Genomic DNA, 17,422 nt, shown 5'->3' on the forward strand with positions numbered 1-17,422 from the left:
GGTTCCTGTTTATGACGGTGTGCAGATACACGGACGGGGCGAGCCGAAGCCCGCCCCGAACCGGATGACTAGTGTCGTGCTGAGATCACTCAGCTGCAGCGACGATGTTGACGACCTTGCGGCCGCCCTTCGCTCCGAACTGGACCGCACCGGCGGCCAGAGCGAACAGCGTGTCGTCGCCACCACGGCCGACGTTGACGCCGGGGTGGAAGTGCGTGCCGCGCTGGCGGACGATGATCTCGCCGGCGAGGACCTGCTGACCGCCGAAGCGCTTCACGCCGAGGCGCTGAGCGTTGGAGTCACGACCGTTACGGGTGGAGCTTGCGCCCTTTTTATGTGCCATGTCCTAGTCCCCTCTGGCTTACTTGATGCCGGTGATCTTGACGCGCGTGAGCTCCTGACGGTGGCCCTGGCGCTTCTTGTAACCGGTCTTGTTCTTGTACTTCTGGATGATGATCTTCGGGCCGCGGAGGTTGCCGATGACCTCAGCCGTGACCTTGACCTTCGCCAGCGAGTCAGCGTCGGTGGTCACCGTGGCGCCGTCGACGAGCAGCACTGCGGCCAGCTCGATCTTCTCGCCCTGGGCAGCCTTGACACGGTCGAGCTGAACGATCGTGCCGACCTCGACCTTCTCCTGCCGCCCACCGGCGCGCACTACTGCGTAAACCACTTCATACCTGTTTCGTTGGGGAGCTCGCGGCTCCGAGATCTCACGGGAAGACTGTTGCTTGCATGCACCGTGGAACGGCGGGCGCGAACGCAAGACTCTCCGCTTCGACCGACGAGGACGACGCGGCATACGCACCAAGGGACTACTTTACCGGATGCGGGTCGGTGTCGCAAAGCGAAGCCGCTCCCGCTCCCCCGCGTGTCGCGCCCCGGCCGCCAACGCCGGGAGCAGTCGTAGGCTGACGAGGTGACCGTACTCGTCGACGACCCCCTCTGGCCCGCCCACGGACGCCTGTGGGCGCACCTGGTCAGCGACGAGAGCCTCGACGAACTGCACACCTTCGCGAAGGCGAACGACGTGCCGGCGCGCGCCTTCGACCTCGACCATTACGACGTGCCGGAGGAGATGATCCCCCGGCTCGTCATCGCCGGCGCCCGCCCGGTCAAGAGCAAGGAGCTGGTGCGACGCCTGATCGCCTCAGGACTCCGAGTCCGCGGCCGCGACCGGCGCTGACGGCTCGTTGTTCACCGACACCGGGGTGCCGGTGAGTGCAGCAGTGCTCACCCGACGGCGACCTCGGCCCTGACCCGGAGCCTTCGGCTCCGGAAGGGCGTCGAGAACCGAGTCGAGCAGCTGCTCCGCCGGCGACTTCGGTGCCGAACGATCGCCACCGCGCTTCTTGCGGGCCTTCTTGGGCCGTTCGGCCGCCGTCGGCGCCTCGGACGCTGCCGGGGTGGTCTCCGCCTCTGCAGCGCCTTCCGCGGCCGGAACGATGGTGGAGGCCGCGATCTGAGCCAGCGCCGACTTGGCACCCTCGGTGATGCTGTGGGTCACGCTCGGAGCCGCAGGCGCGTTCTGACTCTGGCCGTTACCGCCGTTGTTTCCGTTGCCGCCGCGCTGACGACGACCGCTCTGGCCGTTGCCGTTGCTGCTGCCGCCGTTGTTGCTGGAGCGGTGCTTCACGACCGGATCGTGGTGCACGATGACACCGCGGCCGGCGCAGACCTCGCAGGCCTCGCTGAAGGTCTCGAGGAGTCCGAGGCCGAGCTTCTTGCGGGTCATCTGCACGAGCCCGAGCGAGGTGACCTCGGCGACCTGGTGCTTCGTCCGGTCGCGGCTCAGGCACTCGATCAGACGGCGGAGCACGAGGTCACGGTTGGACTCGAGCACCATGTCGATGAAGTCGACGACGATGATGCCGCCGATGTCGCGCAGTCGCAGCTGGCGGACGATCTCCTCCGCGGCCTCGAGGTTGTTCTTGGTGACCGTCTCCTCGAGGTTTCCGCCGGAGCCGACGAACTTTCCGGTGTTGACGTCGACGACGGTCATCGCCTCGGTACGGTCGATCACGAGCGAACCGCCCGACGGGAGCCAGACCTTGCGGTCGAGGGCCTTCTCGATCTGCTCCGTGATGCGGAACGCGTCGAACGGGTCGGCCTCCTCCTCGTATGCCTCGACACGCTCGAGCAGGTCGGGCGCGACGCTCTCCAGGTAGGCGCGGATGGTCTGCTGCGCGTCCTCACCCTGGATCAGCATCTTGGTGAAGTCCTCGTTGAAGACGTCACGGACGATCTTCACGAGCAGGTCGGGCTCCGCATGCAGGAGGGCAGGTGCCTGCTGGTTCTCGACCTGCTTCTGGACGTGCTCCCACTGCGCGGTGAGGCGCTGCACATCGCGCGTGAGCTGGTCCTCGGTCGCACCCTCGGCCGCAGTGCGCACGATCACGCCGGACGACTCGGGGAGGACCTCCTTGAGGATCCGCTTGAGTCGCGCACGCTCGTTGTCGGGAAGCTTGCGGCTGATGCCGTTCATCGAGCCGCCGGGCACGTAGACCAGGTAGCGGCCGGGAAGGGAGATCTGGCTGGTGAGGCGGGCGCCCTTGTGTCCGACCGGGTCCTTGGTGACCTGCACGAGCACGCGATCGCCGGGCTTGAGCGCGAGCTCGATGCGCCGCGGCTGGTTGCCGGTCTCCACGCCGTCCCAGTCGACCTCGCCGGAGTACAGCACGGCGTTGCGGCCACGGCCGATGTCGACGAACGCGGCCTCCATGCTCGGCAGCACGTTCTGGACGCGGCCGAGGTACACGTTGCCGATCAGCGAGGCGTCCTGGTTGCGGGCGACGTAGTGCTCGACGAGGACGCCGTCCTCGAGGACGCCGATCTGGGTGCGACCGTTCTTCGAGCGCACGACCATCTTGCGGTCGACGGACTCGCGACGCGCGAGGAACTCGGCCTCGGTGACGACCGGACGGCGGCGACCCGCGTCGCGTCCGTCGCGGCGACGTTGCTTCTTCGCCTCGAGCCGGGTGGAACCCTTGATGGCCTTCGGCTCGGTGATGTACTCGACGACGCGCTGACGCTGACGCGGCTCTTCACGCTGGTCGTCCCCGTCGGATCCGCCACGGCGACGGCCACGACCGCGGCCACGACCCGACGACTCGTCCTGCGACTGCTCGCGCTCGGCGATGCGGTCGAAGATGCGCTCTCCGCGGTCGGGCCGTGCGGGCAGCGGGGTGATCTCGGGCGCGTAGAAGTGCAGTTGCGTGGAGACCTGCGACACGAAGACCTCGGGGAGCAGTCCGAGCGACACGGCGGTCACCACGGCCGGGGCCTCGGGAGCAGCCGGAGCCTTCTCGGCGACAGGTGCCTCGACGGTGGAATCCTCGGCAGCGGTCTCAGTGACGGCCGCTCCTTCGGCCGGAGCGTCGGGAACAGCGCTCTCCTCGACGATCGCCTCGACGTCGGCATCCGAGGGAACCACGGCATCGCCGCTCTCCGCCGCAGCGTCTGCCTCGACCTCGGATCCCGAAGCGTTAGCAGCCTCGGCAGCGATCACCGCGGCCGCCTCGTCGTCGGCAGCGGCATCCGCGGCGGCACCCGCCGCAGCGTCGTCCGCAGCGGCGGCTGCGTCTTCGGCGGCCGCGTAACCGGCGGCGACATCATCGGCGGCAGCGTCGGCCGCGACCTCTGCGGCATCCGATGCGGCGTCGTCCTCGTTCGCCGGCCCTTTCGGGTCGTCGGCGTCGGGAGCAGTGGGCTCCGTCAGCGGCTCCGCGGCGTCAGCCCGGAAGTCGAGGGTAGGTACGTTGTTGTCATTGTTCTCATCGGCCATCTCTGGCTTACTCCCTGCACGGGGCACTGGTGCTCCGTGAAATCTCATGCGGTACCCGCGGGTTCCGCGAACTCACTCGGTGTGCGACCGGCTCATGGCTCTGATCACGTGGGGCATGGGGCCCCGAAGTCTGCGTCGGCACGTGTCGCGGCAAGGCCGTTCATCGTGTCACAGGCCATTATCGCACCAAGTGGGTCCGTTCACGGCATCCCGTCGAGACCAGTGCGTTTTTGTCCGGCCTGTTCTCGCCACATCCATAGCCATCGCGGGGATAATCCTCAGTATGAGCGAGCAGCGCACCCGCCCCGTCGTCTATGCCGTGTGGTTGATCATCGCGAGCGTGATCGGGTGGTTCGCCGCTTTCCAGCTCCTCACCGAGAAACTCGCCAAGCTCGAGAATCCCGACGCGGTGTCCAACTGCTACGTGAGCGTGATGATCCAGTGCGACATCAACCTCAACTCGTGGCAGGGCGAGATCTTCGGTTTCCCGAACCCGATCATCGGACTCACCCTGTGGATGGCCCCGCTGGTCGTGGGCGTCGCGCTGCTTTCCGGCGCGCGCTTCCCGCGCTGGTTCTGGCTGGCTTTCGGCGCCGGGATCACGTTCGCGTTCGGCTTCGTCGTCTGGCTCATCAGCCAGAGCCTGTACGCGCCGAACCTCGGTGTGCTGTGCCCGTGGTGCATGGCCACGTGGGCGGTCACCATCCCGACCTTCTTCGCGACCATGGTGCATCTCACCCGCAACGGCACGTTCACGAGCAGCGAGCGGGCGCAGGAGCGCGCGAACCGGCTGATGCCCTGGGTGCCACTCGCGACGATCCTCGCCTACGCGTTGATCATCCTGCTCGTCCAGCTGCGCGGCCTCGACCTCCTCGGCGAGGTCATCGGCATGATCTTCTGATCTACCGCACGCAAAGACGAACCCGCCGCCGATCCTCGGATCGACGGCGGGTTTTCTCTGTCTCGGATCTCAGTCGAACCAGATGCCGAGCTCACGTGCGGCCGACTCGGGGCTGTCCGAGCCGTGCACCAGGTTCTGCTGCACCTTGAGGCCCCAGTCGCGGCCGAAGTCGCCACGGATCGTGCCGGGCGCGGCCGTGGTCGGGTCGGTCGTGCCGGCGAGCGAGCGGAAGCCCTCGATCACACGGTTGCCCGCGAGACGGATGGCGACCGACGGTCCCGAGAGCATGAACTCGAGCAGCGGCTCGTAGAACGGCTTTCCCTCGTGCTCGGCGTAGTGCTCGGCGAGCAGATCGCGGTCGGGCTCGACGAGGCGGATGTCGACGAGGGCGTACCCCTTCGCCTCGATGCGGGCGAGGATCGTCCCGGTGAGGCCGCGGGCGACACCATCGGGCTTGACGAGGACGAGGGTTTCTTCGGTGGCCATGTCATTCACTCTCTGTCTGAGTCTCGGTCGTGGGCTCGGCGGGGCGTCGTGCGTCCAGTCGGGCCCCTCCGATGGTCGCATACGCCCACATGCCGCCGAAAATCAGGACGACGAGCAGGATGGCCGGAACGAAGAACGCCGACAGTGCGACGATGGCCTGGACGACCCACCCGGCCGTGAGGGCCCAGGGCTTCGTGATCATTCCGGCGATCGCGATGCAGGCGATCGCGAGGACTGCACCGCCGACGATCCCCCACCACTGCTCGATGCCGGCGGGGAGCTGCCGCAGTCCGAAGATCGTGAGTCCGACGAGGAACACCACGATCGCCTCGAACCCGAGCACGATGGGCGCGAGCTTCTGCACGAGCGTGCGCGGCGGCCGCGGGGTGCGTGCGGGGGCGGCATCCGCACTCACGCGCGCCACCCCGACTTCCAGTCCTCTTCCTCGGCGAGGGCGATCGCCTCGCCGGCGAGCACGACCGAGCCGGCGATGACGACAGCCCGGCGATCGGATGCGGCCGCCCACTCGCGCGCCGCGTCGGCGGCGTCGGAGAGGGAGTGATGCACGGTCGCCCGCTGACCCGTCTGCTCGACGAGGTCGGCGATCGCGTCGGCGTCGCTCGCGCGATCCGAGTCCGGCGCCGTCGCGAAGACGTGCGCGACGGCGGGAGCGAGCCGGCCGAGGATGCCTGCGGCGTCCTTGTCGTCGAGCACACCGAGCACGAGGCCCCACTCGTCGAAGTCGAAGCTGTCGTCCAGCGCCTGGGCGAGGGCCGTGGCTCCATGGGGATTGTGCGCGGCGTCGACGATCACGGTGGGCGCGATCCCGAGCAGCTGGAGCCGTCCGGGAGACGTCGTGCCCTGGAGTCCATCGGAGATGATGTCGCCCGCGATCGCCTGGGTCGCCCCGCCGATGAGCGACTCGACGGCGGCGACGGCGAGTGCGGCGTTGTGGCCCTGGTGAGCTCCGTACAGCGGCAGGTACTCCTCGGCGTACTCCCCCGCGAGTCCGCGGATCGTGAGCAGCTGGCCGCCGACGGCGAGCTTCTGCTCCGTGATGCCGAACTCCTCGCCCTCGAAGGCGATGGTCGCGTTGCGCTCCGCCGCCACGCGACGCAGCACCTCGGCGGCCTCGGGAGGCTGCTGGGCGGAGACGACCGCCGCGCCCTCCTTGATGATGCCCGCCTTGACCTCCGCGATCTCCGCGATCGTGTCGCCGAGCCGATCCGCATGGTCGATGTCGATCGGTGCGAACACCGCGACGTCGCCGTCGGCCGTGTTCGTGGAGTCCCACTCCCCGCCCATGCCGACCTCGAGCACCAGCACGTCGACCGGCGCATCCGCCACGGCGACGAACGCCAGGACCGTCAGTAGTTCGAAGAAGGTCAGCGGCGCATCCCCCGCGGCCTCGAACTCGGCATCGACGATGTCGACGAAGGGCTCGATCTCATCCCACGCGTCGGCGATCGCCTCGTCGGCGATCGGCTCGCCGTCGATCATGATGCGCTCCGTGAAACGCTCCAGGTGCGGGCTCGTGAACAGGCCCGTGCGCAGGTCATGCGCGCGCAGCAGGCTCTCGATCATGCGCGCCGTCGAGGTCTTGCCGTTCGTGCCCGTGATGTGGATCACGCGGTAGGTGCGCTGCGGGTCGTCCAGGAAGGCGAGGATGCGCGCGGTGCGCTCCTTGCGCGGCTGCACCCAGCGCTCCCCCGCGCGGCTCCGCAGCGCCTCGTAGACGGCGTCCGCTCGTTCCCTCTCGCTCATGCTCCGGCCTTTCCGCTCGCGACCGCAGTCGCATCGATCGTCACGATCACCGGGGCCTTCGTCGCACCGAGCGCACGCGCTCCCGAGCGGAAAACGCCGTCGCCGGGGCTCGTGACCTCATCGACCAGGGTCTCCAGGTCGTCGGTCGGCTGCACGGCGAAGGCGACCGCGAGCGTCTCAGCAGCGATCAGCTCTGCATGGGCCTCCAGCGCGGCGGCGTCGTCGGGCGACGCGTTCAGTGCCAGGACGATGCGGTCGCTGACGTCGAGACCCGCATTCTTCCGCGCCTCCTGGACCACGCGGATCGCGTCGCGGGCGAGCCCCTCGGCCTCGAGCTGCGGCGTGGTCTGCGTGTCGAGCAGCACGAACCCGCCCGAGGGAACGATCGCCAGCGCCTCGCCGTCCGGACGCCCGGTGGTCTCCAGCGCGAGGTCGTACTCGGCGGGCTCCAGGGCGATCCCACCCGCGGTGACGACCCCTCCCTCCTCGGACCAGTCCCCCGCCTTGGCCGCCTTGATCACGGTCTGCACGTTCTTGCCGAGACGCGGACCCGCGGCACGCGCATTCACGCTCAGGCGGTGCGTGATGCCGTATTGGACGGCGGTCGAGTCCTGCAGGGCGACGAGCTCAACCGACTTGACGTTGAGCTCCTCGCGCAGGATCTCCTCGAACTGCCCCAGCGTCCCGGCCAGCGGCGACACGACGGTCAGACGCGCCAGCGGGAGTCGCACGCGCAGCTTCTCCTTCTTGCGCAGAGCGTTGCCGACGCTCGAGAGCTCGCGCACCGCATCCATCGCGTCACGGATCTCGTCGGCGGCCGGGAACTGCGTGTCATCCGGCCAGTCCGTCAGGTGCACACTGCGCCCGCCGGTGAGGCCCTGCCACACGCGCTCGCTGATCAGCGGCACGAGCGGTGCCGCGACGCGGGTGAGCGTCTCGAGCACCGTGTACAGCGTGTCGAATGCCTCGCGGCTCTTCGGGTCCTCGGTGACACCGACCCAGAAGCGGTCGCGCGAGCGACGGATGTACCAGTTCGTCAGCACCTCGGCGAAGTCGCGCAGGCGCGCCGATGCCGTGGTCGAATCGAGCCCTTCCAGGTCCGCTCGAACCTCGCGCACGAGGTCACCGAGGCGAGCCAGGATGTAGCGGTCGAGCACATCCGTGGAATCCGTGCGCCATTCGGCCTCGTAGCCGTCGACACCGGACGCGTTCGCGTAGGTGGCGAAGAAGTACCAGGAGTTCCACAGCGGCAGCAGGAACTCGCGGACGCCGGAGCGGATGCCCTCTTCGGTCACCGCGAGGTTGCCGCCGCGCAGCACGGAGCTCGACATCAGGAACCAGCGCATCGCGTCGGAGCCGTCGCGATCGAGCACCTCGGAAACGTCCGGGTAGTTGCGCAGCGACTTCGACATCTTGTACCCGTCGCTGCCCAGCACGATGCCGTGGCAGCTGACACCGGTGAACGCCGGGCGGTCGAACAACGCCGTCGACAGCACGTGCATGACGTAGAACCAGCCGCGGGTCTGACCGATGTACTCGACGATGAAGTCCGCCGGCGCGTGCGAGTCGAACCACTCCTGGTTCTCGAACGGGTAGTGCACCTGGGCGTAGGGCATCGAACCCGAGTCGAACCACACGTCGAAGACGTCTTCGATCCGTCGCATCGTGCTCTTGCCCGTGGGGTCGTCGGGGTTCGGGCGCGTCAGGTCGTCGATGTACGGGCGGTGCAGGTCGATCTCGCCCTCGGGGTTGCGCGGCAGCGTGCCGAAGTCGCGCTCCAGATCCTCGAGCGAGCCGTAGGCGTCGACGCGCGGGTACTCCGGGTCGTCGCTCTTCCAGATCGGGATCGGCGAACCCCAATAGCGGTTGCGGCTGATCGACCAGTCGCGCGCCCCCTCGAGCCACTTGCCGAACTGACCGTGCTTCACGTTCTCCGGCACCCAGGTGATCTGCTCGTTGTTCGCGAGCATGTCGTCCTTGATGTCCGTCACGCGGATGAACCAGCTCGACACGGCCTTGTAGATCAGGGGATTCCGGCAGCGCCAGCAGTGCGGGTACGAGTGCTCGTAGCTCTGCAGACGGATCAGACGACCGTTCTCGCGGATCAGGCGCACCAGCGGCGTGTTCGCGTCCATCCACAGCTGACCCGCCACATCGGTGACGTTCGGGAGGAACTTCCCGCCGTCGTCGAGAGACAGGATCGTGGGGATGCCGGCCGCGCCCGCGACCCGCTGGTCGTCCTCACCGTAGGCCGGGGCCTGGTGGACGATGCCGGTGCCGTCGCTGACCGTGACGTAGTCGTCGACCAGGATGCGCCAGGCGTTCTCGGTGCCGTACGTCTCGGTGTCGGCGTAGTAGTCGAACAGACGGTCGTAGGTGACGTCCTGCAGCTCGGCGCCGCGGACGGTGGCGTCGACCGCGGCGAGCGCCTCCTCCGCACTCTCGTATCCGAGGTCCTTCGCGTAACCGCCGACGAGCTCACGGGCGAGCAGGTAGCGATGCGCGGACGACTCGATCGCGGCGTCCGTGGTCCCGGCGACCTGATGCACGTCGGCCGCGCCGAGGGGACCGGCCGGCAGCACGACGTACTCGATCTCCGGCCCCACGGCGAGTGCGACGTTTGTCGGCAACGTCCAGGGCGTGGTCGTCCAGGCGAGGGCGCGCACTCCCGTGAGCCCGAGCGACTCGGCCTTGGCCCCGGTCAACGGGAAGGTCACCGTGACGGAGGGGTCCTGACGCATCTGGTACACGTCGTCGTCCATGCGCAGCTCGTGGGCGCTGAGCGGGGTCTCATCACGCCAGCAGTACGGCAGCACGCGGTAGCCCTCGTAGGCGAGGCCCTTGTCGTACAGCGTCTTGAACGCCCAGAGCACGCTCTCCATGTACCCGAGGTCGAGCGTCTTGTAGCCGCGATCGAAGTCGACCCAGCGCGCCTGGCGGGTGACGTAGTCCTGCCACTCGTGCGTGTAGGCGAGCACGGAGCTCTTCGCCTTCGCGTTGAAGACGTCGATGCCCATCTCCTCGATCTCGGCCTTCTCGGTGATGCCGAGCTGCTTCATCGCCTCGAGCTCGGCGGGAAGTCCGTGCGTGTCCCAGCCGAAGACCCGGTCGACCTTGTGGCCGGTCATGGTCTGGAAGCGCGGGAACACGTCCTTGGCGTACCCGGTGAGGAGGTGGCCGTAGTGCGGCAGGCCGTTCGCGAACGGCGGGCCGTCGTAGAACACCCACTCCGGCGATCCCTCACGCTGCTCGATCGAGGCGCGGAAGGTGTCGTCGTCATTCCAGAACGCGAGCACCTCCTCCTCGATCTGCGGGAAGCGGGGGCTGGGCGCGACGGAATCGGCGGCGGGGCCGAAGGAGGAACGGGGGTAGGTCATCGTGTCTCGCAGTGGTCGTCGTGGCGGATGCTCCTGCGAGGACGACCCTCACGGACCGCGGTACCACCTCGCGTGCCACGCCTTGCGACGCGACCACTCTCACTGCGGCTGTGACGGGCCTGCCCCGCTCGGTTCTAGTGAGCACACCCCGGGGGATGCGCCGTTCTTCCGAGAGCTCCCCGGTGATGCCGGATCGATGCTCGTCCCTCCAGTGTACGCGGGTCCCGCGCGGTGGGCCGCCCTGCGCTTCCCGCGCTTCCCGCCGTCCTGCGCTTCCGCGGACTTTCGCGCTTCCCGCGGCCTTTCACGCTTCCCGCGGTCGAAATCGAGGAGATTGGCCGAACAAAAGACGAAAGGCCGAGGGAGCGACGCCTCCGAATACCGACAGGCCCCGTGCCCCGTGCACGTCTCGGCGACTCAGGCCTCGTGCATCCCCTGCGCGACGGCGCGCATGATCAGGTCCTGCACTGCTGGCCACTCGAACATCATCTGAGAGTACGAGACTCGGATGACGTGGTATCCCCCGAGCTTCAACACAGCGTCATGCCGGATGTCTTCACTGCGCTGTGCACCGACATGATGCCCACCGTCGATCTGGATGACGAGGCGGCTGCCGATCAGAGCGTCGACACGGTGACCTGCGATCCAGATCTGAGCGCGCACGGGCACCCGGGCCAGCGGAGCCGCTCGCGGAGGTACGTCTCCAATCCCGCATCCGAGAAGGGCGTGGCGGTCGCCAGAACTCGACGAGCGGCTGGTCTCCAGGGAAGGCCCCTCAGGTCCTCGATCTTCACAAGCGATCTGTTCAATGCGGACTCCCACGTGGCGAGCGCCTGCTCAAACGGTTCGCACTCGGCGATGTGCGCCAGCACGTTCTCTACCGGATCGACCAACGCGTCAGGGTGACGCGGGATGACCGGTGCTCCCCAGTGCACTTTGGCTCGGAGGTCGCGCCGACTCGCAGAGTTCGTCCCGACGGCGACGTGCGGGACACCGTTCGGGTCATGCACCCAGAGCCCGAGGCGGCCGGCCTGAGTCCGACAGGTGAGTACCACCCCGTGTCGGGCTGCGCCCAGTAGGAGCGGGTCGGCCGTGGGCGAGGCGAGCCATCCACGTCGAGGACGGGTGATGGCTCCGGCTCTGAGCGCAGCTTCCACTGCCGTCCTGCCGAACCCGAGATCAGCGACGCGTCCGGACCGCACGATACCGCCGAGGTCGACGATTCGCTCCGTGAGTCCCTCCGCCGTTCGCCGCACCCGTCCAGTGTGAAGCTGTGATGCTCCGTCGCCGAGCGCGAAAACGCCATCTGTGCACCGCTGTGCGCTTCCAGGTCGGGTGGAGGACAAGTCGCGGTCGCATGTCTTCAGGTATTTCGCGCTCCGCTCGGCCGAAATCCGTGCGGGTGGCCGCGCCGAGCGCAGAAGGCCGGGGCGACTGTGAGTCGACAGCCTGCAGCGCCCGGCAGGAAGTCGGAGCGTGCGACTCGGGTGCGAATCTGCGATGTCGTGACCGTGTCCGGGCCGAGGCCGGGGCCGGGGCCGTGTCTGTGCCAGGCCATAGCCTCGGAGCATGGCCCGCACGACAGAGTCCCCCGCACCGCCCCGTATCAGCGACCCCGATCTGCCCCGGGAGTTCGAGCCCGCATCCCCCGCGCGCAGCGCCGACATCATCGCCGCGAGGCTCGAGCTCAGCGGAACGGTGGACCTCGCCTACGCGACACTCGAACAGTGCACCGTGTCGGCGGATGCCGAAGCCGTCGACCTCACGGGCGCGACGGTGGTCGACGTCGAGATGTCCGGGGCACGCATCGCCTCACTGCGGATGCGCGACACCGGTGTGCGACGACTGCGGATCGCTGGCGGCCGCATCGGCACCCTCGACCTCAGCGAGGCACGCATCTCGGAACTCGAGCTGCGTGACGTACGGATCGACTACCTCAACCTCGGTGCCGCGAAGGTGACCGACCTCGAGATCTCCGGCTGCGCGATCCGCACGATCGACATGCCGCAGGCCGACCTCACCCGCGTCCGGTTCACCGCCACGACCAGCGACGAGGTCGACCCGCGGGGCATGCGCGCCACAGACGTCGATCTGCGCGGTCTCGATGCGATGACCTATCTCGACGCCAACAGCCTCCGCGGGACGACACTCTCGTCGTTCCAGGTGCAGCAGCTGGCGCCCGTGATCGCGGCGGGCCTGGGCATCCAGATCAAGGACTGACGGGACCGCTCGCCTCCCGCAGCTCTCGCGTGAACGGATGCTGCGGCGCCGCGAACACCTCGGCGGTCGCGCCCTGCTCCACGATCCGGCCATCCTGCATGACGAGCACCTCGTCGGCGACGGCTCCGACCACATCGAGGTCGTGCGAGACGAGGATCATCGTCAGTTTCCGTTCTTGCTGCAGTCGGGCGAGCAGCTGCAGCACGCGTTCGCGGACCGAGGGGTCGAGCGCCGACACGGGTTCGTCGAGGACGAGCACCTCGGGGTCGGCGGCGAGCGCCCGGGCGATCGCTGCGCGCTGACGCTGCCCGCCGGAGAGCGCGCGAGGACGACGGTCGGCGAGTTCGGGTGCGAGGCCGACCTCGTCCAGCAGCTCGGCGACCCGCTCGGCCCGTCTGCCCCGGGGCACGCCCGCGGCCTCGAGCCCCTCGCGCAGGGAGCGCCCGATCGTCCATCGGGGGTCGAAGGCACCGAGCGGGTTCTGGTGCACGAGCTGCACCCGCGGCTCGCCGATCCAGCGCAGCGAGCCGGCGTCCGGCTGCTCGACACCGACGATCATCCGCGCCAAGGTCGTCTTCCCCGATCCGGACTCCCCCACGACGCCGAGCGTCCGCCCCGCCACGACGGTGAACGACGCCTCGACGACCGCCGGCACCGCGTCGAAGCTCTTCGAGAGTCCGTCCACGACCAGCACCGGCGCCGACTCCGTCCGCACCCCCGCACGCGGTTCGTGGATCGTCGCCGCGATCAGCTGACGCGTGTACTCGTGCTGCGGGCTCTCCAGCACCTCGGACACCGGGCCGGACTCGACCACCTGCCCGCCCTTCATGACCAGCACCCGGTCCGCGAGCCGCCGCACGGCCGCGAAGTCGTGGCTGATGAAGACGAGCGCGGTCCCGGCGTCCGTGATCTCGCGCAGCAGGCCGAGGATCCGCGCCTGCACCGTGGCGTCCAGCGCCGTCGTCGGCTCATCAGCCACGAGGACGACAGGAGATGCGGCGATCGCGGAGGCGATCAATGCCCGCTGTCGGAGTCCGCCCGAGAGCTCGTGCGCATACTGCCGGGAGCGACGCTCCGCATCCGGCATCCACACCCGCCGCAGAAGCTCTCGCACCCGGGCGTCGAGCGCCGCCCGGCCCCGCACGATACCGTGCAGGCGCAACGGCTCCGCCACTTCCGCACCGATGCGGCGGAGCGGATCGAGCGAGACCAGGGCGTCCTGCGAGACGAGGCCGATGCCGGCGCCACGGAGCCCTCGCCAGCCGCGCTCGGAGAGCGTCGCCGCATCCCTCCCGTCGACGGTGAGCGTGTCGACCGTCACCGTCGCATCCGACGGCGTGAGCCCGAGGAGTGCGCGCGCGGTGAGTGTCTTGCCCGCTCCGGATTCCCCGACGATCGCGACGCACTCCCCCGGCTCCACCGCGAACCCGACACCGTCGACGACCGGGTCCGCGCCGAACGCGATCCGCAGTCCCCGCACCTCCAGCGCACTCACGACGTCCGCCCTTCTGCGCGTGCCCGCAGGATGCGCCCGATGACGGTCGCCGAGATGACGGTGAGGGTGATGGCGATTCCGGGGAAGACCGCGATCCACCACGCCTGTCCCAGCACGTTGCGTCCTCCGGCGAGCATCAGCCCCCATTCGGGCGTCGGCTCGGACGGGCCGAGACCGAGGAAGCTCAGGCCCGCCGCGGCCAGGATGCTCGACCCGATGCCGATCGTCGCGAGCACACTCAGCGCCCCGAGCACACCGGGGACGACGTGACGTGTGAACGCCTTCACCCTCGGTACGCCCAGGATGCGCGCGGCTTCGACGTGCTCGGCGACCCGCAGGGTCTGCGTCTGCACGCGGGCGAGCCGGATGTACACGGGCACCGCGGCGAGAGTGACCGCGATCGCGATGTTCACCGGCCCCGGCCCCAGCACCGCGACCACGACGAGAGCGACGAGGAACTCGGGAAAAGCCATCAGCACGTCGTTGACCCGCATCACGGTGGTGTCCACCGCTCGGGGTGCGACCCCGGCGAGAGCTCCGATGACGAGGCCGATCGCCAGCGCGACCGCCGTGGCGAGAAGCCCGATCCCCAGCGAGCGCCCAGCCCCGTAGACGACACGCGAGTACACGTCGCGACCGCTCTGGTCGGTGCCGAAGAGATGCTCGGCACTCGGCGGGAGCAGCGCCGAGCGGACGTCGGTCTGCAGCGGATCGTGAGTCGCGAGCATTCCGGGGAAGACGGCGGCGAAGACGATCAGGGTGAGCATCGCCACGGCCGCCCACAGCAGCACGCGCTGCGCACGCTTCATCGGACACCTCCGGCTCGGGCCGCTCCGACGCGTGGATCGATGAGGGGATGCACGAGTTCGATCACGAGGTTCACCACGACGAACACCAGGGCGCTCAGGAGGATGATGCCGGTGATGACCGGAAGGTCCCGGTCGCTGATCGCGGCCAGCGTGACACGGCCGAGTCCCGGACGGGCGAACACGGTCTCGACGAGCACGGCACCACCGAGCACGGAACCCGTGAGGTACGCGGCGAGCGTGATGGCGGAGGCCGCGCCGTGACGCAGCCCATGACGCACCGTGAACCACGAGGGACTGGCACCGCGGGCACGCACGGTCTCCGCGAACGGCATCCGCTCCGCCTGCATCAGGCCGTCCCGCAGCACCTGACTCAGCAACGCCGCGACCGGAAGGGCGAGGGTGATCGCCGGCAGCACGAGAGTGGCCGGGTTCCGCGCCCCCGAGACGGGGAACCAGCCCAGGCCGAAGGCGAAGACGCTGAGCAGGATGAGCCCGATCCAGAACACGGGTGACGACAGCACGACCAGTTCGATGCCCGCGGCGACGGTACGAGCCACCTGGCCGCGCACGAGCACCGCGACGGCGAGCGCCAGCACCAGGGCGATGAGGAGCGCGAGCACCGAGAGCTGCAGGGTCGCGCCGAGCTGCCGGCCGATGACCTCGGACACCGGCATCCGCAGCTGGTACGACTCGCCCAGGTCTCCGCGGGCCAGCTGCCCGATGAAGCCGAGGTACTGCTCGAACGGCGGCCGATCCAGCCCGAGGTCGGCGCGGATCCCGTCTTTCACCGCCTCGCTGACCTGCGCCTGGGGACCGAGCATCACCGACACGGGATCACCCGGGATCACCCGGAACGCGAGGAAAGCGACGGTCGCGGCACCCCACAGCACGATGACGACGGATGCAGCGAGGCCGACGATGCGGACGAGAGCAGCCTTCACCACCCCTGCCCTCCGCTCAGCCGGCGGTTCAGCCGACGGTCACATCGTAGAACAGCGGCCGACCGTAGAGGTCGTACTGCAGTCCCTCGACGCGCTCGCCGACGGCGGTGATCGCCGACGGGCTGTACAGCGGCACGATGGCGGTGTGTTCGGCGTTCCACTGCTGCAGCTGCGCGTAGAGCTCGTCGCGCTCGCCCTGGTCGCTGCTGGCCACGGCCTGCTCCAGGAGTGCGTCGATCTCGGGGTCGCTCACCTGCGACGCGTTCTGGACGCCGTCGGTGTGCAGGTGGCTGCGCAGCAGATCGGGGTCGACTCCCGAGAAGCCCCAGTCGGTGAGGTCGAACGTCTTGGGCTCGTACTGCTCGTTGTAGGCGCCCGGCTCGAGCACCTCGCGCTTCACCTCGAACCCGATCCCCTTCAGGTCGGACTGGATCGCGTTGGCGAGCGCCGCGCGGTCGTCGGGAACCGGGGTCCAGGCGATCCAGCGCACCGACAGCCGCTCGCCGTCCTTCATACGGATGCCGTCGGCGTCGCGCTCGGTCCATCCGGCTTCGTCGAGCAGCGCGTTCGCGGCGTCCTGATCGAACGGCCAGCTGCCCTCGAGCGAGGCGTCATAGCCCGGGGTCGTCGAGCCGAGGATGCTCCATGCACGCGGGAACTGTCCGAAGTAGATCTCCTCCACCGCCGCGTCGATGTCGATGCCGCGCGCGAAGGCCTGACGCACCTTCTCGTCGGCGAACACCCCGTACTTCTCGTTCAGGTACAGCGAGTACGGCAGACCGGGGTACTCGATCGAGTCGACCGTGACGCCGTCGCCGAGGTCCTGCGCGAGGTTCGGCGGGATGTTGCTGGCGAGATCGGCCTCACCGCTGGTCACCACGCCCGTGCGCACCGAGGCCTCGGGCTGGATCTCGACGCGCAGCGTCTCGAACTTCGGAGCCTTCGTGTCGTGCGGGCCCCAGGCGTAGTCATCGTTGCGGGTGTACACGATCTCCTGGTCGGGCGTGTACTCGGTCAGCTCGAACGGACCGGTGCCCACGGTGATGCCGGGGCCGCCCGCCTTGAGCTTGTCGCCCGACTCCTCGAGCACGGCGGGCGAGTAGAACCCGAGCTGCGGCGTGCTGGCCGCCTGCAGGAAGGGTGCGTACGGCTGGGTGAAGGAGACCTTCACCGTGTAGTCGTCGATGACCTCGGTGCCCTCGTAGAAGGCCGCGCCGAGCATGCTGGCTGCCTGGGCCGAAACCGTCGCGGGGTCGACGATGCGGTCGAAGTTCGCCTTGACCGCCGCCGCGTCGAAGGGCTCGCCGTCGGTGAAGGTCACGTCGTCGCGGAGCGTGAAGGTGTACTCGGTGCTGTCCGGCGAGACCTCCCACTCTTTCGCGAGCCAGGGCGTGAACGTGCCGTCGGTCTCCTGGAAGACGAGCGAGTCGAGCACCGCCCGCTGCACCATGCCCGAGACATCGAGCTGGCTGATCTGCGGGTCCATGTGCCCGGCCGACAGGTTCGCGCCCTCGATGGACCACACGAGTTCTCCGTCACCCTCCCCCTCCGAGGCAGGAGCAGCGCAGGCGCTGAGCACCAGGGCGGTGGCGGCGGCGAGCGCGGCGAAAGGCAGGAGACGGCGCACGGGGTTTGCGGGCATGACGAT

Annotated in this window: 15 protein-coding genes; 3 read left to right on the forward strand and 12 right to left on the reverse strand. The window is 68.9% G+C overall.

The window, feature by feature from the left end; genetic code table 11:
* Positions 1 to 85 precede the first annotated feature (85 nt).
* Both rpmA and rplU read right to left on the reverse strand, forming a co-directional pair.
* The gene (gene rpmA, locus OC372_RS05145; RefSeq protein WP_028501603.1) at positions 86 to 343 is read right to left on the reverse strand and encodes a 50S ribosomal protein L27; all 258 of its coding nucleotides are present in this window, start codon (positions 341 to 343) and stop codon (positions 86 to 88) included.
* Positions 344 to 361: 18 nt separating this feature from the next.
* Positions 362 to 670, reverse strand: coding sequence for a 50S ribosomal protein L21 (rplU, locus tag OC372_RS05150; protein ID WP_028501602.1), 309 nt, complete (start codon positions 668 to 670; stop codon positions 362 to 364).
* 246 nt (positions 671 to 916) lie between these two features.
* On the opposite strand from rplU, the gene OC372_RS05155 reads away from it, so the two are divergent.
* Positions 917 to 1,183 (forward strand): DUF4031 domain-containing protein, encoded by a 267-nt coding sequence (locus OC372_RS05155; protein WP_262001101.1) that lies wholly within the window; start codon positions 917 to 919, stop codon positions 1,181 to 1,183.
* On the opposite strand, the gene OC372_RS05160 is transcribed toward OC372_RS05155, so the two are convergent.
* Positions 1,148 to 3,781: an Rne/Rng family ribonuclease gene (locus OC372_RS05160; protein ID WP_262001102.1), complete on the reverse strand. Its 2,634-nt coding sequence runs from the start codon at positions 3,779 to 3,781 to the stop codon at positions 1,148 to 1,150. The genes OC372_RS05155 and OC372_RS05160 overlap by 36 nt on opposite strands.
* A gap of 283 nt (positions 3,782 to 4,064) precedes the next feature.
* Here OC372_RS05160 and OC372_RS05165 point away from each other — a divergent pair, with 283 nt between their 5' ends.
* Positions 4,065 to 4,682, forward strand: coding sequence for a vitamin K epoxide reductase family protein (locus OC372_RS05165; protein WP_262001103.1), 618 nt, complete (start codon positions 4,065 to 4,067; stop codon positions 4,680 to 4,682).
* Positions 4,683 to 4,751: 69 nt separating this feature from the next.
* Here OC372_RS05165 and ndk read toward each other — a convergent pair whose 3' ends face one another.
* The 5 genes from ndk to OC372_RS05190 all read right to left on the reverse strand — a co-directional run bounded on the left by ndk (position 4,752) and on the right by OC372_RS05190 (position 10,978).
* Positions 4,752 to 5,168: a nucleoside-diphosphate kinase gene (gene ndk, locus OC372_RS05170; RefSeq protein ID WP_029261664.1), complete on the reverse strand. Its 417-nt coding sequence runs from the start codon at positions 5,166 to 5,168 to the stop codon at positions 4,752 to 4,754.
* A gap of 1 nt (position 5,169) precedes the next feature.
* Positions 5,170 to 5,583 carry a DUF4233 domain-containing protein gene (locus tag OC372_RS05175; protein WP_262001104.1) on the reverse strand — a complete coding sequence of 138 codons (414 nt, stop codon included), beginning with the start codon at positions 5,581 to 5,583 and terminating at the stop codon, positions 5,170 to 5,172.
* Complete coding sequence (locus tag OC372_RS05180) at positions 5,580 to 6,932, reverse strand: bifunctional folylpolyglutamate synthase/dihydrofolate synthase (RefSeq protein WP_262001105.1); 1,353 nt, start codon at positions 6,930 to 6,932, stop codon at positions 5,580 to 5,582. The genes OC372_RS05175 and OC372_RS05180 overlap by 4 nt, the downstream gene beginning before the upstream one ends.
* On the reverse strand, positions 6,929 to 10,309 hold the full coding sequence (ileS, locus tag OC372_RS05185) for an isoleucine--tRNA ligase (protein ID WP_262001106.1): 3,381 nt from the start codon (positions 10,307 to 10,309) through the stop codon (positions 6,929 to 6,931). Before ileS ends, OC372_RS05180 begins: the two co-directional genes overlap by 4 nt.
* A gap of 417 nt (positions 10,310 to 10,726) precedes the next feature.
* Positions 10,727 to 10,978, reverse strand: coding sequence for an endonuclease domain-containing protein (locus OC372_RS05190; RefSeq protein WP_262001107.1), 252 nt, complete (start codon positions 10,976 to 10,978; stop codon positions 10,727 to 10,729).
* A 900-nt stretch (positions 10,979 to 11,878) separates the two neighbouring features.
* On the opposite strand from OC372_RS05190, the gene OC372_RS05195 reads away from it, so the two are divergent.
* A complete protein-coding gene (locus OC372_RS05195; RefSeq protein WP_262001108.1) occupies positions 11,879 to 12,529 on the forward strand; it encodes a pentapeptide repeat-containing protein in 651 nt (216 codons plus the stop codon).
* Here the strand turns inward: OC372_RS05195 and OC372_RS05200 are convergent.
* The 4 genes from OC372_RS05200 to OC372_RS05215 are packed head-to-tail and all read right to left on the reverse strand — an operon-like array spanning position 12,519 to position 17,416.
* Positions 12,519 to 14,024 (reverse strand): ATP-binding cassette domain-containing protein, encoded by a 1,506-nt coding sequence (locus tag OC372_RS05200; RefSeq protein WP_258134062.1) that lies wholly within the window; start codon positions 14,022 to 14,024, stop codon positions 12,519 to 12,521. The genes OC372_RS05195 and OC372_RS05200 overlap by 11 nt on opposite strands.
* The gene (locus OC372_RS05205) at positions 14,021 to 14,833 is read right to left on the reverse strand and encodes an ABC transporter permease (RefSeq protein WP_262001109.1); all 813 of its coding nucleotides are present in this window, start codon (positions 14,831 to 14,833) and stop codon (positions 14,021 to 14,023) included. The genes OC372_RS05200 and OC372_RS05205 overlap by 4 nt, the downstream gene beginning before the upstream one ends.
* Positions 14,830 to 15,777: an ABC transporter permease gene (locus tag OC372_RS05210; RefSeq protein ID WP_105710131.1), complete on the reverse strand. Its 948-nt coding sequence runs from the start codon at positions 15,775 to 15,777 to the stop codon at positions 14,830 to 14,832. Before OC372_RS05210 ends, OC372_RS05205 begins: the two co-directional genes overlap by 4 nt.
* 25 nt (positions 15,778 to 15,802) lie before the next feature.
* Positions 15,803 to 17,416, reverse strand: coding sequence for an ABC transporter substrate-binding protein (locus OC372_RS05215; RefSeq protein ID WP_105710132.1), 1,614 nt, complete (start codon positions 17,414 to 17,416; stop codon positions 15,803 to 15,805).
* Positions 17,417 to 17,422: the final 6 nt, after the last annotated feature.

This window comes from Microbacterium sp. Mcb102 (assembly GCF_024519805.1).
GTDB lineage: Bacteria > Actinomycetota > Actinomycetes > Actinomycetales > Microbacteriaceae > Microbacterium.